Source organism: Streptomyces sp. NBC_00076 (assembly GCF_045041235.1).
Taxonomy (GTDB): domain Bacteria; phylum Actinomycetota; class Actinomycetes; order Streptomycetales; family Streptomycetaceae; genus Streptomyces.
Window position 1 is genome coordinate 4,933,427 of the sequence record NZ_CP108242.1, and the last position, 12,002, is coordinate 4,945,428.

Below are 12,002 nucleotides of genomic sequence, written 5' to 3' on the forward strand. Positions count from 1 at the left end.
CAGACCACCTTCAGGACAACCGGTCCAATTGGACCGCCGGCCGACCACTTCACCAGAAGTGGCAGGGAGGTGGATGGACATGCTCCTGTTCCACGTACTCACGGGACTCTTCGAGCTCTCGCTCGGCCTGACGGCGCAGGCGAGACTCGGTTACGTCGGTGTGGTGCTGCTGTTCCTGGTCGGCGTGGGGGTACGAGCGCGCCGCGGCGGCCTCGCCATTGGGGCGGCCGTGGTGTTCACGCTGCTGATGACTCAGGCCTGAGTGCGCACCATGGTGAGCATCGGCTCCAGCGAGGAGACGGTTACCGTGGCACCCGCGTCCCGCAGCAGCTTCTCCTTGCGCTCGTTACGCGCGTAGCCCAGAAACGGAACGCCGGCGGCCTTCGCGGCGTACAGGTCCGACGGGGTGTCGCCGATCATCAGGGCGTCCGAGGGGGCCGAACCCATCGCGTTCAGGGCCCGGTTGAGGCAGTGCGGGTCCGGCTTGAGGTGGTTGAGCTGCTGGGTACGGCCGTAGATGTGCGGTGCGAAACACGCGGTGAGGTCGCGGCCTTCCAGGTAAGTGCGCACCACCCGCGGGGAGTTGTTCGTGGCGATCGCCATCCGACGCCCCACCGCCTTCCACGTACGGATCAGCGGGTCGGCGTACGGCGTCGGCATCGCCGATGCCGTGGCCCGCAGTTCCTCCGTGGTGAGACGCTCCTCCAACTCGTTGACCAGATCACTGCCGGGGTGTCTGCGATCCAGGGCGCGCAGGACTATGTGCGGGTCCAGGGACTGGCGTTCCTCGTCCGTCAGCAGGCCGTGCAGGCCCCGCCCCTCGAGCCACTCGACCAGGTCGTCCGCCACCTTGTCGGCCGCGTGGCCGGCGAACAGGCGGCAGATCGGACCGTCGAAGTCCCAGAGCACGACACGCGCGCGGGTGATCAGGTCTCGCAGCGCCTCGGTCTGGGCTGCCACGGTTTCAGTCTGCGTCGTATCAGAAGTCACTAGGAGAGTGTCAGGTCCGTCGTGATGGTTGCCCAGAGGGCGTCGAACCACTTCTCGGATTCCTCCACGAACGCGGCATCCCGCTGACCGGACCGCTTCTCGAAGGAGAAGAGGAGGGATTCGGTGCCCAGCACGTCGTACATGTCCAGGGTTCCGCTGTCGGAGGCTTCCTCCCGGCGCGTGATCATGTAGTACGCGATCAGCGCCTCCTCCTCGTTCAGGAGGTACAGCTTCACCGGCGGGGTGAAGGGCAGCGCGCGGAACCGGACCTGGACGTCGATGCCGTGGGAGGAACGCAGGGCACGGAGGTTGTGTTTGAGGACGTGGCCCTGGGCGTTGCGTTGGGCCAGCCAGCGCTCGTGGACCGGGTCGTCGTCCTCGCCGCGACCCTCCACCGGGACGGGGAACGCGAGAGGGATCTCGCGGGAGGGCAGCAGGATACGGACGTCGATCGACTCGGGGCGGATGCGGCCCTCGTGGATCAGACGGATCGGCGCTCCCAGGGCCAGCATCAGGGACTCGGCGGTGAGACAGGCGGCGGCCACGCGGACGTGCGGTGCCGCGAACGCCTCCGTCAGGCGGGGCGCGAGGCCCACCATCGTCGGCTGCGGCTGCTCCCCCACCGCCCGGGCCGGTTCCGCGATGCGGGGCGGGCTGCCCTTGCTGACGTTGCTCAGGAGGCCGTCGTCCTGGAGGGCGCGCAGAGCCTGGCGGACCGTGCCGCGCTCCACGCCGAACTCCTCGGCGAGTTCGGCCTGGGTGGGCAGGCGGTCGCCCGCCTTGAGGTCGCCGGTGCGGATCCGCTCCCGCAGGACATCGGCGATCTCCTGGGGCGAGAGCCTTCTGCTGCCGTTCACTGCCACGTTCTCCTGAGTCACGACCAAACGCTACAACTTCGATCCATCTATGTGGAGTTGTTTGAAAGTTGTTTATGAGTAGGTACCAAGTGGGGACAACTATCTTAGAGTTGGTTGCCAACTTGGTCCCGGTTGGCGAACGCTTCGCCCTCTCGCCACCAAGACCTCTGCCGGACCGCTTGAAGGGGGAACCATCGTGCCTGTCATCGCCCTCCTCGCCGCCGTGTTCGTCGTCGGCGTCGAACAGACCGTCAAGTGGAAGTACGGCGCCGTCGGTGTCGTCGGCCTGCTCCTGCTCACCATAGGCATCAAGGCCAAGAACCCGACCGTCTCTTCCCTCGGAGCCGTCGTTCTCGCACTGCTCGTCGCGGGGCCCGCCCTATGAGTCGACCATGTCGACGGCACCCCGGTCAGCCCACTGTGGGAGACATCAGCTCGTGAGCGTCAGCTCCGAACTGATCGTCTCCCACAGTGCGTTGAACCACAGGTGGGACTGCTCCACGAAGGTCGTGTCCCGCAGGCCGGCGCCCTGCTCGAAGGCGAACAGCATCGACTGGGTGCCCTCGGCGTCGTACGTCTCCAGGTACTCGTGGTCGATCTCCGCCTCATGGCGGCCCAGCGTGTAGTACGCGAACAGCGCCTCCGCCCCGTTGAGCAGATACAGCTTCACCGGCGGGGTGAAGGGCAGCGCGCGGAAGGTGACGCGCACGTCGATGCCGTGGGTGGCGCGCAGAGCCAGCAGGTTGTGCTTCAGCACCTGTCCCTGGGCGTTGCGCATGGCCAACCAGCGTTCGTGCACCGGGTCGACGTCCCCGCGCCCCTCGACCGGCACCGGGAAGGCGAGGTCGATGTCCCGGCTCGGCAGCAGGACCCGGACGTCGACCTTGGCCGGATTCATTCGCCCGGCGTGGATCTCGCGCAGGGGCTCGCCCATGGCGAGGGTGAGGGAGACCGCGGTCAGACACAGGGCGTCGATCTCGACGTGCGGGGCGTCGAAGGCGGCCGCTATCCGGGGCCCGAGGGCCACCGTGGTGGGCAGCGGGGGCGCGGCGGGCCCGGCCGTCATCCTGGTCAGGCCCCGATCCGGCGCCACGGTCGCGGGACTTCCCTTGGATACGTTGGTCAGCAACCGCTCCGACTGCAGGATCTGCAGCGCCTGCCGTACGACTCCCCGCTCGACCCCGAACTCGTCGGCCAGCTTGGCCTGGGTGGGCATGCGCTGGCCCGGCCGCAGCTGTCCGGACAGGATCCGGGCGCGCAGTTCGTCGGCCACCTCGTGATGTGACGTGTGTGGCGGCTGTGCCCTCTTCCGCCCATTGACGGCGGCGTGTTTAGGGTCCACCACCAAACACTACAACTTCCCGCCATCTTTGAGCTCTTTACTGAAGGGTGGTTATGAGACGCATCCAAGTGGAGATAAGTACAGTGAAGTTGGTCGCCAACTTCAGCAACGTGGTCAAACTTTCGAAAGGTTGGCCGGGTGGGCGACCGACGGGATCACCGTCCCGAAGGGGGACCGACATGCCGCTGATCGCCATAGCCATCGCCGCCCTCGCCGTCGGCTTCGAACAGATCGTCCAGTGGAAGCTGGGCGCGATGGGCATCGTCGCCTTTGTCGCGCTCACCGTCGGGGTCAAAGCCAAGAGCGCCGCGATCGGCGGCATCGGCGCGGTGATCCTCGTGATGCTGCTCGCCCAGTCCGGCTGACCGGGCTCCCTTCCGGAGGGGAGCCGGGAGCCCGGTCGGTCCGCACAGCCACAACTGAACAGGGTCGACACCCAGCACAGCCACAACTCCACACCGCCGTCCGCGAGGACCTCGGCAGCACAGCCACAACTGAACAAGCTCGCTACGGACGCACCGCCACAACTCAACATCGTCAGGACCGGCACAGCCACAACTGAACAGCTCGCTACGGATGCAGAGCAGCACCTGTCCCCGCCAGGAAGGAGACTCAGAACATGTCCGGGCACCAAGGACGCCTGGACGTACGCAGCAGGGCGTCGGCCGACCGGCCGGCGCCCGCTCGTTCTTCCCGCACCCGCCCCAGCGCCGCCAGCCGTACGGCCGACTCGTCGCCGAGCCACAGCGCGGCCAGGTCGGCCACGTCGAGGGTGAGGTCGGCGCCCGCGGTCGTCGGCGTACAGGTGCCGCCCTCCGAAGAGGCCTCCAGCCGGTAGCGGCCACCGGTCAGTCCGTCCCGGTCGGTCACCTCCAGCACCAGCGACCCCTCCCCCTCGTACGTCCGCGCCTCCAGCGCCCGTTCGACGTCCAGGAGCCGCACCCACAGCCAGTCCGCCTGCGCGGTGATCCTGGCCGCCCTCGGGTCGGGCAGGAAGAACGGGAGCAGGTCGTCGGGGGCCCGCCAGCCGCTCTTGACGTGGGTGATCCAGTCGATCGAGCAGAGGTAGCGCCACAGGGCCCGCTCGGCGGCCGGGGTCGACGCGATCAGCCAGTTCACGGTCGCCGTGTTGTGCGGCTGCTTGTCGTGCCAGTTGTCGTCCGACGCGTACGAGACCAGCCCCTCCACCTCGCCCTCCGGTGAGCGGTACACGGCGTAGAACGGCTCGGTCCACGTCGGGTCGAACCGTACGACTCCCGTGTTGATCCGCCACCACATCTCGTCGCGGCTGACCGCGCCCGGCTGGGCTCGGCGTACCCGCTCGTGGAGTTCGGGGCCCAGCTTGCGGACGTCGTCCCCGTCCACCAGGTCGATACGGCCGCCGTCGTCCGGGACGCGGCGGCGCAGGTCGAGGCCGGTGCGGGGGACGTCGACCGTCCACTCGGCCATCCAGGTGCCGGGGCCGAAGCCGTAGCGGCCGTAGATGGGGTATTCGGCGGCGATCAGAGTCGCGACGACGTCTCCGCGCTCCTTCGCGGCCGTCAGGTCCTGGGCCATCATGCGGGTGAGCAGGCCGTGGCGGCGGTGGGTCGCGGTGACGGTGACGCCGGTGACGGCGTCGGCGGGGACGGTCGCGCCGCCGACGACGGTGAGCTGCTGGTCGAAGGAACGGAAGGTCGCGACGCACCGGCCACCGTCGAACGCCCCGAGGAAGCGGCCGGGCTCGAACTGGGTGCGGCGGGCCTCGAGATCGCTGTCCGGGACGGTGGGTGCGCGCAGGAACCCGGTGTTCACGGCGCGCAGCCAGTCGGCGAGTTCGGCTTCGGTGATGGGACGTACGTCGATGTCGGGGTGCGGGCGCTTCATGGGGCCACGTTAGGTGGGCGGGGCGGGGTGTCGCGGGGATTTTTCCCTTCGCCCCCGCGGCCCCCGCCGCCCCTGCCCGCCAGGGGCAAGCCCCCAAGTCCCCCTCGGGGCGCTGCCCCTGACCCGCGGCCGAGACCACGGGCCACGGACCGCGCGCCCGTCAGAAAGCAGCCCGGATCTCCCCCACCTCGTCCGCTCCCCCCATCAGCGGTGCCCGCCCGATCCGTTCGACGACCGGGGACTCCACTCCCATGAGCCTGAGGGCGCGTGCCAGTACGGGGCCCAGGGCTCGCAGGCCGCCGTCCTCCACCTTGAAGGCGAGGGCGCGGCCGTCCGGGAGCGCGACCGCCTGGACGGCCTCCGCACCCATCTTCGACAGCGTGCCGGGAAGTTCGCGCATCAGCCAGGTGTCGGGGCGGCGGGTGCCGGCGACGTACTCGGGGTGGGCGCGCATGGCGGTGGCGACGCGGTGTTCGGGGCTGTCCGGGGCGGCGAGGACGAAGGAGCGGTAGGCGCGGGCCAGGCCGGTGAGGGTGATCGCCATCAGGGGCGCGCCGCAGCCGTCCGTGCCCACGGCGGCCACCGGTTCGCCGGCCGCTTCCTCCACACCCCTGTGGATGAGCTGCTGGAGGGGGTGAGCCGGGTCCAGGTAGGAGTCCAGCGGCCAGTCCCGCAGCGCGCACGCCGCCAGCATCGCCGTGTGCTTGCCGGAGCAGTTCATGGTCACGCGGGAGCGGACCGCGCCCGACGCCAGGTACGTCTCCCGTTCCTCGGCGTCCAGCGGGAGGTCGGGCGGGCACTGGAGCTGCCCCTCGTCCAGCCCGTACTCGTCCAGCATCTTGTGGACCAGGTCGCGGTGGAAGGGCTCGCCGGAGTGGCTCGCCGCGGCCAGTGCGAGGCGCTCGCCCGCCAGGTCCAGGCCCGCCCGCAGCACGCCCGCCGCCTGCATCGGTTTGTTGGAGGAGCGCGGGAAGACGGGGACCGTCACCTCCCCGAGGGCAAGTTCCACGCCTCCGTCGGCGTCCAGCAGGACCAGGCTGCCCCGGTGCCGCCCTTCGACGAACCCGGAGCGGACGACCTCCGCGAGAACCGGCGGTACGGACGGCACGGGCGGCCCGGGCGGTATGGGCGGCGGCACGGCAGTGGACGCGGGCATGGCGGCGGACGCGGACATCGGCGATAGCCTTCCGGAGAGGGGACCCGCCCCGACAGCGGGCCCGGGATCGCCGGTACGGCCGCCGTGTCAGACGAGCAGGTCGTCGACTTGTGCTTCCCCTTCACGGTACCTGCGGGCGATCTCCGCGCTGCAGTCGTCGGCCGTCCGCTGCAGCCGTTGCCGACGCCGGGACACCCGCTGCTCGCACCGTACGAGCCGTCCCATCGCCGTGCTCAACTCCAGGTCGGTGCGCGCCTCCAGGTCCGACAACTCGACCTCGGCGAGCGCCTCCGCGGCCAGCAGCCGGTACTCCTCGCTGTGCGGCGTGCCCAGCGTCACATGGCGGGCGGAGGAGCGGTGCCGGGCCGGGGCGTCGGTGAGGATCTCCGACAGCCGCTCGACCACGGATGCCTCCTCCACGGTCACGACGGCCGTCGCCCCCGCCGGGGACCGCCGCCCCAACTCGGCCCGCAGGATGTCGATACGGCCCTGCAGCAGTCGGCGCACATAGCTGAGGTCGGCCTCGTCCCGCTGGGCGTCCCGGCGCAGGGTGCGCAGTTCGGGCAGGCTCAGCACGGTCAGGTCGGGTTCGGGCGGGTCGGCGGGCAGCCGTGGACTGTCGGTGCGCTGCACGGGCGGCCGCTGGGTGCTCAGCTGCCCGGTAATCGGTGTGCTCATGTGCCTCTACCGTCCCCTCGACCGGCGTGTGCAAGCATCGTGCCACCCCAAGTGGCCGCTATGTGACCGAGTGCCCCTGATCGGCCCCAGATGGGGGGTAAGCGGCCATAAAAAGAAGGCCCGTGCGGAGCACCGCCGGGCACCGGGCATGATGGTCGGATGCGTGCGGTGGTGCAGAGGGTGGACGGCGCGAGCGTCGTCGTGGACGGCGAGACGGTCGGGGAGATCGACGGCGAGGGACTGTGTGTCCTCGTCGGGGTGACCCACGAGGACACCAAGGAGAAGGCGGCCCAGCTCGCCCGGAAGCTGTGGTCGATCCGCATGCTGGCGGACGAGAAGTCGTGCAGCGACATCGACGCGCCGCTCCTCGTCATCAGCCAGTTCACCCTGTACGGCGACGCCCGCAAGGGCCGCCGCCCCACCTGGAACGCGGCCGCCCCGGGCGACGTGGCCGAGCCGCTGGTCGACGAGGTGGTCGCCGGGCTCCGCTCGCTGGGCGCGACGGTGGCGACGGGCCGCTTCGGCGCGCAGATGCGCGTCTCGCTGACGAACGACGGCCCGTTCACGGTCCTCATCGAAATCTAGGCTCCAGGAGGACGACGTCCCGGAGCCCACGACGGCCTCCTCGAGACCCTTACGGCTCTACGACGACTTCCTGGGCCGCCGCCGTCGTGTCCGCCACGAGCCGCGCGTCCAGCGGCACGTTCCGCTTCACCAGGGCCAGGGCGACCGGGCCGAGCTCGTGATGCCGTACGGACGTCGTGATGAAGCCGATCTTGCGGCCGTCGGGTTCGTCGTCCGCGAGGCGGATCTCCGTGCCGGCCGGCGGCAGATGGACCTCGCTGCCGTCCAGGTGGAGGAAGACCAGCCGGCGCGGGGGCTTGCCCAGGTTCTGGACGCGGGCGACGGTCTCCTGGCCGCGGTAGCAGCCCTTCTGGAGGTGTACCGCGGTCTCGATCCAGCCCAGCTCGTGCGGGATGGTGCGGTGGTCGGTCTCGAAGCCGAGGCGGGGGCGGTGCTGCTCGACGCGGAGGGCCTCGTGGGCGAGGATCCCGACCGCGGGGCCGGACTTCTCGGCGTACGTCTCCAGCTCGGCGCGCGGGAGGAACAGATCACGGCCGTACGCCGTCTCGCGTACGGCGACGCCCTCGGGGACCTCGGCGATCGAACCGGCCGGCAGGTGGACGACCGCGAAGTCCGCGGTGCGGTCGGCGACGTCGACCCGGTAGAAGAACTTCATCGACTCCAGGTAGGCGATCAGCGCGTCCTGGGTGCCGGGCTCGACGTGCGCCCAGACCGTCGAGCCGTCGTCCACCAGGTACAGGGCGTGCTCGATGTGGCCGTGCGCGGACAGGATCAGCGCCTCGGTGGCCTGTCCCGTCGGCAGGTCGCTGACGTGCTGGGTGAGCAGGAGGTGCAGCCAGCTCAGCCGGTCGTCCCCGGATACGGTGACGACTCCGCGGTGCGAGAGGTCGACGAAGCCGGTGCCGTCGGCGAGGGCGCGCTGCTCGCGGAACAGGTCGCCGTAGTGGGCGGCGACACCTTCGTCCACGCCTTCGGCGGGGACGGCGCCGGGCAGGGTCAGCAGAGGGCTCTTCATATGCATAAGCCTACGACTCGGTAGTTGAACCCTTCAGGGAGCAGTCCTTACAGCGACCGAAGATCGCGAAGTGCTTCATGTCGGTGTCGAAGCCGAACTCGCGCCGGAGCTTGGCGGTGAACTCGGCGGCCACACTCACGTCCGCCTCGATCACGTTCGTACAGTCCCGGCAGACCAGGTGGATGTGATGGTGCCGGTCGGCCAGATGGTAGGTCGGCGCGCCGTGCCCGAGGTGCGCGTGGCTGACCAGCCCGAGCTCCTCCAGCAGCTCCAGGGTCCGGTAGACCGTGGAGATGTTGACCCCCGACGCCGTCTTCCGTACTTCCACGAGGATGTCGTCGGGGGTCGCGTGTTCCAGGGTGTCCACGGCTTCGAGCACGAGTTGCCGCTGCGGCGTCAGCCGGTAGCCGCGCTGCCTGAGGTCACTCTTCCAGTCGGTGCTCACCACAACACCCAGTGTAGAAGCCCGAAGCCGATCACGGACCGGGCAGCGGCCGGGCGAACGCCCACTCGCCTACTTGAAGAACGCGATGCCGTCGTCCGGCATGTCGTCGGGGAGGGCCTTGGCCCAGCGTTCGACGTCCTCCGGGGTGACGACCTTCTTCAGGTGGGCCGACATGTAGGGGCGCAGCTCGACCTCGGGGGTCTGCTTCTCGCCCACCCACATGAGGTCGGACTTGACGTAGCCGTACAGACGCTTGCCGCCGGTGTACGGGCCGGAGGCGGCGGTGCGCGCGACCGCGTCGGTGACCAGGTCGATCTGCGGCTTCTGGTGGGCCAGCTCGCCGTACCAGATCTCGACGACGCCGTCGTCTCGGGTCATCGTCACCTCGACCTTGCGGTCGGCGTCGATGCGCCAGAAGCCGGACTCGGTCTCCAGGGGCCGGACCTTGTTGCCGTCGTTGTCCAGCACCCAGGTGTGGGAGCGGTACTCCAGGAAGTCCCGGCCGTCGTGGGTGAAGGTGACCTCCTGCCCGAAGTTGCACTTCTCGGAGCCGGGGAAGTCGTGCACGCCCGCGCCGGCCCAGTTGCCGAGCAGGAAGGCGAGGGGCACGAGCTCCTTGTGGAGGTCGGACGGGATCTCGATCATGAGTAGCAGTTCCTAGACGTGGGTCAGCGCTGGCCCTGGTACAGCTTCTTCACGGTCAGCCAGGCGAAGCCGAGCACTCCGACGCAGACCAGGACCAGCAGGGCTTCGAAGAAAACCTCAAGCACGGAGTGCTCCTCGGACGATCGTTATGGGGCGGTACACAGAGCGGCCCCCAGCTTACGCGGCCGGGGCCGGGCTCTTCGTGCGAGGTCCGCCCTCGCGGGCGCTCGCCCCGGCGGCCGGCCTGCGGCCGTGGAGAAGTTGATTACGATTCGAGCATGGCGAAGAAGCTCGTGATCAAGGTGACGGCAGGGGCGGACGCTCCCGAGCGCTGCTCGCAGGCGTTCACGGTGGCGGCGGTGGCCGTGGCCAGCGGTGTCGATGTGTCCCTGTGGCTGACCGGCGAGTCCGCCTGGTTCGCGCTCCCGGGGCGCGCCGCCGAGTTCGACCTCCCGCACGCCGCGCCGCTGCCCGACCTCCTCGACTCGATCCGGTCGGCCGGCCGCGTCACCCTGTGCACGCAGTGCGCGGCCCGCCGGGACATCACGGAGAAGGACGTCATCGAGGGCGTACGCATCGCCGGCGCCCAGGTCTTCGTCCAGGAGGCCCTGGGGGACGAGACACAGGCGCTCGTCTACTGAGACGACTGAGACGCCGCTGGGACACCTGCGGGGACATCTGCTGGGACGTCTGCCGACACACCGGCGTAGAGGGGCGGAGGGGGCGCCCGGCACTCGGGTTCCTACCGCGGCGGTTTCCGCCCGTCCAGCTCGTCCCACCACTCGTCGGACTTCGGGTCGCCGGAGGGGTCGTCCCACCAGCGGTCGTCGGGGCCGCGTCGGTTCGCGACCATCGCCGCGAACGGCGGGATGAGCATCGCGACCACGCACATCCCGACGGCCACCGGGACCGACCAGATGCGCACCACTCCCCAGGCCAGGACGAACAGCGTGATGCAGACGCCCATCAGGACGAAATACGTGCGACGCCGCCGTGCGTACATACGTCCAGCGTAGGCCCGGGGAGCCGGAGCAGGCATGCCGAAGGGCCGCATCCCAGAGGTTGAAAACCTGGGGTGCGGCCCTTCAGTGTCCTGTTCGCCGGGCCGTCGTCAGACCGCGATCGCGACCTCCGCCAGGCCGCCCTGCTGGGCGACGACCGTGCGGTCGGCGGTACCGCCGGGGACGAGGGCGCGGACGGTCCAGGTGCCCTCGGCCGCGTAGAAGCGGAACTGCCCCGTGGCGGAGGTGGGGACCTCCGCGGTGAACTCGCCGGTCGAGTCGAGCAGACGGACGTAGCCGACCACCGGCTCGCCGTCGCGGGTCACCTGACCCTGGATGGTGGTCTCACCGGGCTTGATCGTCGAGGCGTCCGGGCCGCCGGCCTTCGCTCCACACATGTCGTACTCCTGAAGAGGTCTTGAAAGGTCGGTCGGTTGGACTACTTGTTGGCGCCGAGCTCGATCGGCACGCCGACGAGGGAGCCGTACTCGGTCCAGGAGCCGTCGTAGTTCTTGACGTTCTCCACACCGAGCAGCTCGTGCAGGACGAACCAGGTCAGCGCGGAGCGCTCACCGATGCGGCAGTAGGCGATGGTGTCCTTGGCGAGGTCCACCTGCTCCTCGGCGTAGAGCTCCTTGAGCTCGTCGTCCGACTTGAAGGTGCCGTCGTCGTTGGCGTTCTTCGACCACGGGATGTTGCGCGCGGACGGGACGTGGCCCGGACGCTGCGACTGCTCCTGCGGCAGGTGCGCGGGGGCGAGCAGCTTGCCGGAGAACTCGTCGGGCGAGCGGACGTCGACCAGGTTCTGCGCACCGATCGCGGCGACGACGTCGTCACGGAAGGCGCGGATGGCCTTGTTCTGCGGCTTGGCCGTGTACGCGGTGGTGGCGCGCTCGGGCACGTCCTCGACCAGCTCGCGGGCGTCCAGCTCCCACTTCTTGCGGCCGCCGTCGAGAAGCTTGACGTTCTCGTGGCCGTACAGCTTGAAGTACCAGTAGGCGTACGAGGCGAACCAGTTGTTGTTGCCGCCGTAGAGGATCACCAGCGTGTCGTTGGCGATGCCCTTCTTCGACAGGAGCTTCTCGAAGCCCTCCTGGTCGACGAAGTCGCGGCGGACCGGGTCCTGGAGGTCCTTGGTCCAGTCGATGCGGATCGCGTTGCGGATGTGGTTCTTCTCGTAGGCGGACGTGTCTTCGTCCACCTCCACGATCGCGATGCTCGGGTCGTCCAGGTGGTCCTGGACCCAGTCGGCGTCTACCAGGACGTCGCTGCGGCTCATGCTCTTTCTCCTCCGGGGCAGTTACGGCGGGGCGTGCGAGTGCGAGGGGTGCGCGGTCGGGCCGGGATCGGCGCATGCGCACGGATGCCTTGTCGGGGCAGGCTGAATGCGGAGGTCGGCGCTTCCGCTCAGAAGGTGCGACA

The 12,002-nt window shown here is 69.5% G+C and carries 17 protein-coding genes; 5 read left to right on the forward strand and 12 right to left on the reverse strand.

The features are described from left to right. Positions 1-73 precede the first annotated feature (73 nt). Positions 74-262, forward strand: coding sequence for a hypothetical protein (locus OHA64_RS22270; protein WP_405615726.1), 189 nt, complete (start codon positions 74-76; stop codon positions 260-262). Here OHA64_RS22270 and OHA64_RS22275 read toward each other — a convergent pair. Both OHA64_RS22275 and OHA64_RS22280 read right to left on the reverse strand, forming a co-directional pair. Further along, complete coding sequence (locus OHA64_RS22275) at positions 253-990, reverse strand: HAD family hydrolase (RefSeq protein WP_405615728.1); 738 nt, start codon at positions 988-990, stop codon at positions 253-255. The two genes, OHA64_RS22270 and OHA64_RS22275, sit on opposite strands and share 10 nt — an antisense overlap. Further along, positions 990-1,874, reverse strand: a complete 885-nt coding sequence (locus OHA64_RS22280; protein WP_405615730.1) for a GntR family transcriptional regulator — start codon at positions 1,872-1,874, stop codon at positions 990-992. Before OHA64_RS22280 ends, OHA64_RS22275 begins: the two co-directional genes overlap by 1 nt. A gap of 169 nt (positions 1,875-2,043) precedes the next feature. Between OHA64_RS22280 and OHA64_RS22285 the strand changes: the two genes are divergently transcribed. Next, positions 2,044-2,232, forward strand: a complete 189-nt coding sequence (locus OHA64_RS22285) for a hypothetical protein (protein ID WP_405615732.1) — start codon at positions 2,044-2,046, stop codon at positions 2,230-2,232. A 45-nt stretch (positions 2,233-2,277) separates the two neighbouring features. Here OHA64_RS22285 and OHA64_RS22290 read toward each other — a convergent pair whose 3' ends face one another. Next, positions 2,278-3,195, reverse strand: a complete 918-nt coding sequence (locus OHA64_RS22290; protein WP_405615734.1) for a winged helix-turn-helix domain-containing protein — start codon at positions 3,193-3,195, stop codon at positions 2,278-2,280. 173 nt (positions 3,196-3,368) lie between these two features. On the opposite strand from OHA64_RS22290, the gene OHA64_RS22295 reads away from it, so the two are divergent. After that, entirely contained in the window at positions 3,369-3,554 is a 186-nt protein-coding gene (locus OHA64_RS22295; protein ID WP_362447847.1) for a hypothetical protein, read from the forward strand. Positions 3,555-3,801: 247 nt separating this feature from the next. On the opposite strand, the gene OHA64_RS22300 is transcribed toward OHA64_RS22295, so the two are convergent. From OHA64_RS22300 to OHA64_RS22310, 3 genes are all read right to left on the reverse strand, one after another. Then, on the reverse strand, positions 3,802-5,055 hold the full coding sequence (locus OHA64_RS22300; protein WP_405615736.1) for a GNAT family N-acetyltransferase: 1,254 nt from the start codon (positions 5,053-5,055) through the stop codon (positions 3,802-3,804). A 160-nt stretch (positions 5,056-5,215) separates the two neighbouring features. Then, a complete protein-coding gene (locus tag OHA64_RS22305; RefSeq protein WP_405624052.1) occupies positions 5,216-6,211 on the reverse strand; it encodes an asparaginase in 996 nt (331 codons plus the stop codon). Positions 6,212-6,298: 87 nt separating this feature from the next. Further along, a complete protein-coding gene (locus OHA64_RS22310) occupies positions 6,299-6,889 on the reverse strand; it encodes an aerial mycelium formation protein (protein WP_405615738.1) in 591 nt (196 codons plus the stop codon). Positions 6,890-7,048: 159 nt separating this feature from the next. On the opposite strand from OHA64_RS22310, the gene dtd reads away from it, so the two are divergent. Beyond that, on the forward strand, positions 7,049-7,474 hold the full coding sequence (gene dtd, locus OHA64_RS22315) for a D-aminoacyl-tRNA deacylase (protein WP_405615740.1): 426 nt from the start codon (positions 7,049-7,051) through the stop codon (positions 7,472-7,474). A 49-nt stretch (positions 7,475-7,523) separates the two neighbouring features. On the opposite strand, the gene OHA64_RS22320 is transcribed toward dtd, so the two are convergent. From OHA64_RS22320 to OHA64_RS22330, 3 genes are all read right to left on the reverse strand, one after another. Then, the gene (locus tag OHA64_RS22320) at positions 7,524-8,489 is read right to left on the reverse strand and encodes a YgfZ/GcvT domain-containing protein (RefSeq protein ID WP_405615742.1); all 966 of its coding nucleotides are present in this window, start codon (positions 8,487-8,489) and stop codon (positions 7,524-7,526) included. Between the two features lie 10 nt (positions 8,490-8,499). Next, positions 8,500-8,937 carry a Fur family transcriptional regulator gene (locus tag OHA64_RS22325; RefSeq protein ID WP_405615744.1) on the reverse strand — a complete coding sequence of 146 codons (438 nt, stop codon included), beginning with the start codon at positions 8,935-8,937 and terminating at the stop codon, positions 8,500-8,502. A 66-nt stretch (positions 8,938-9,003) separates the two neighbouring features. Beyond that, positions 9,004-9,579 (reverse strand): FABP family protein, encoded by a 576-nt coding sequence (locus OHA64_RS22330; RefSeq protein ID WP_405615746.1) that lies wholly within the window; start codon positions 9,577-9,579, stop codon positions 9,004-9,006. A gap of 278 nt (positions 9,580-9,857) precedes the next feature. Here OHA64_RS22330 and OHA64_RS22335 point away from each other — a divergent pair, with 278 nt between their 5' ends. Next, on the forward strand, positions 9,858-10,220 hold the full coding sequence (locus OHA64_RS22335; RefSeq protein ID WP_405615748.1) for a DsrE family protein: 363 nt from the start codon (positions 9,858-9,860) through the stop codon (positions 10,218-10,220). A 101-nt stretch (positions 10,221-10,321) separates the two neighbouring features. Here the strand turns inward: OHA64_RS22335 and OHA64_RS22340 are convergent, their stop codons facing one another. The 3 genes from OHA64_RS22340 to OHA64_RS22350 form a co-directional block, all read right to left on the reverse strand. Further along, positions 10,322-10,582 (reverse strand): DUF3099 domain-containing protein, encoded by a 261-nt coding sequence (locus tag OHA64_RS22340; protein WP_405615750.1) that lies wholly within the window; start codon positions 10,580-10,582, stop codon positions 10,322-10,324. Between the two features lie 108 nt (positions 10,583-10,690). Then, positions 10,691-10,978: a DUF1416 domain-containing protein gene (locus OHA64_RS22345; RefSeq protein ID WP_007382995.1), complete on the reverse strand. Its 288-nt coding sequence runs from the start codon at positions 10,976-10,978 to the stop codon at positions 10,691-10,693. A gap of 41 nt (positions 10,979-11,019) precedes the next feature. After that, complete coding sequence (locus OHA64_RS22350) at positions 11,020-11,859, reverse strand: sulfurtransferase (RefSeq protein WP_405615753.1); 840 nt, start codon at positions 11,857-11,859, stop codon at positions 11,020-11,022. Positions 11,860-12,002 lie beyond the last annotated feature (143 nt).

What these genes read in the sequence shown, in the direction of transcription:
- OHA64_RS22295 (WP_362447847.1), top strand. Translation starts at nt 3,369, where the DNA reads ATGCCGCTGATCGCCATAGCCATCGCCGCCCTCGCCGTCGGCTTCGAA.
- OHA64_RS22350 (WP_405615753.1), bottom strand. Translation starts at nt 11,859, where the DNA reads ATGAGCCGCAGCGACGTCCTGGTAGACGCCGACTGGGTCCAGGACCAC.
- OHA64_RS22310 (WP_405615738.1), bottom strand. Translation starts at nt 6,889, where the DNA reads ATGAGCACACCGATTACCGGGCAGCTGAGCACCCAGCGGCCGCCCGTG.
- OHA64_RS22300 (WP_405615736.1), bottom strand. Translation starts at nt 5,055, where the DNA reads ATGAAGCGCCCGCACCCCGACATCGACGTACGTCCCATCACCGAAGCC.
- OHA64_RS22330 (WP_405615746.1), bottom strand. Translation starts at nt 9,579, where the DNA reads ATGATCGAGATCCCGTCCGACCTCCACAAGGAGCTCGTGCCCCTCGCC.
- dtd (WP_405615740.1), top strand. Translation starts at nt 7,049, where the DNA reads ATGCGTGCGGTGGTGCAGAGGGTGGACGGCGCGAGCGTCGTCGTGGAC.
- OHA64_RS22340 (WP_405615750.1), bottom strand. Translation starts at nt 10,582, where the DNA reads ATGTACGCACGGCGGCGTCGCACGTATTTCGTCCTGATGGGCGTCTGC.
- OHA64_RS22335 (WP_405615748.1), top strand. Translation starts at nt 9,858, where the DNA reads ATGGCGAAGAAGCTCGTGATCAAGGTGACGGCAGGGGCGGACGCTCCC.
- OHA64_RS22305 (WP_405624052.1), bottom strand. Translation starts at nt 6,211, where the DNA reads ATGCCCGCGTCCACTGCCGTGCCGCCGCCCATACCGCCCGGGCCGCCC.
- OHA64_RS22345 (WP_007382995.1), bottom strand. Translation starts at nt 10,978, where the DNA reads ATGTGTGGAGCGAAGGCCGGCGGCCCGGACGCCTCGACGATCAAGCCC.
- OHA64_RS22320 (WP_405615742.1), bottom strand. Translation starts at nt 8,489, where the DNA reads ATGAAGAGCCCTCTGCTGACCCTGCCCGGCGCCGTCCCCGCCGAAGGC.
- OHA64_RS22270 (WP_405615726.1), top strand. Translation starts at nt 74, where the DNA reads ATGGACATGCTCCTGTTCCACGTACTCACGGGACTCTTCGAGCTCTCG.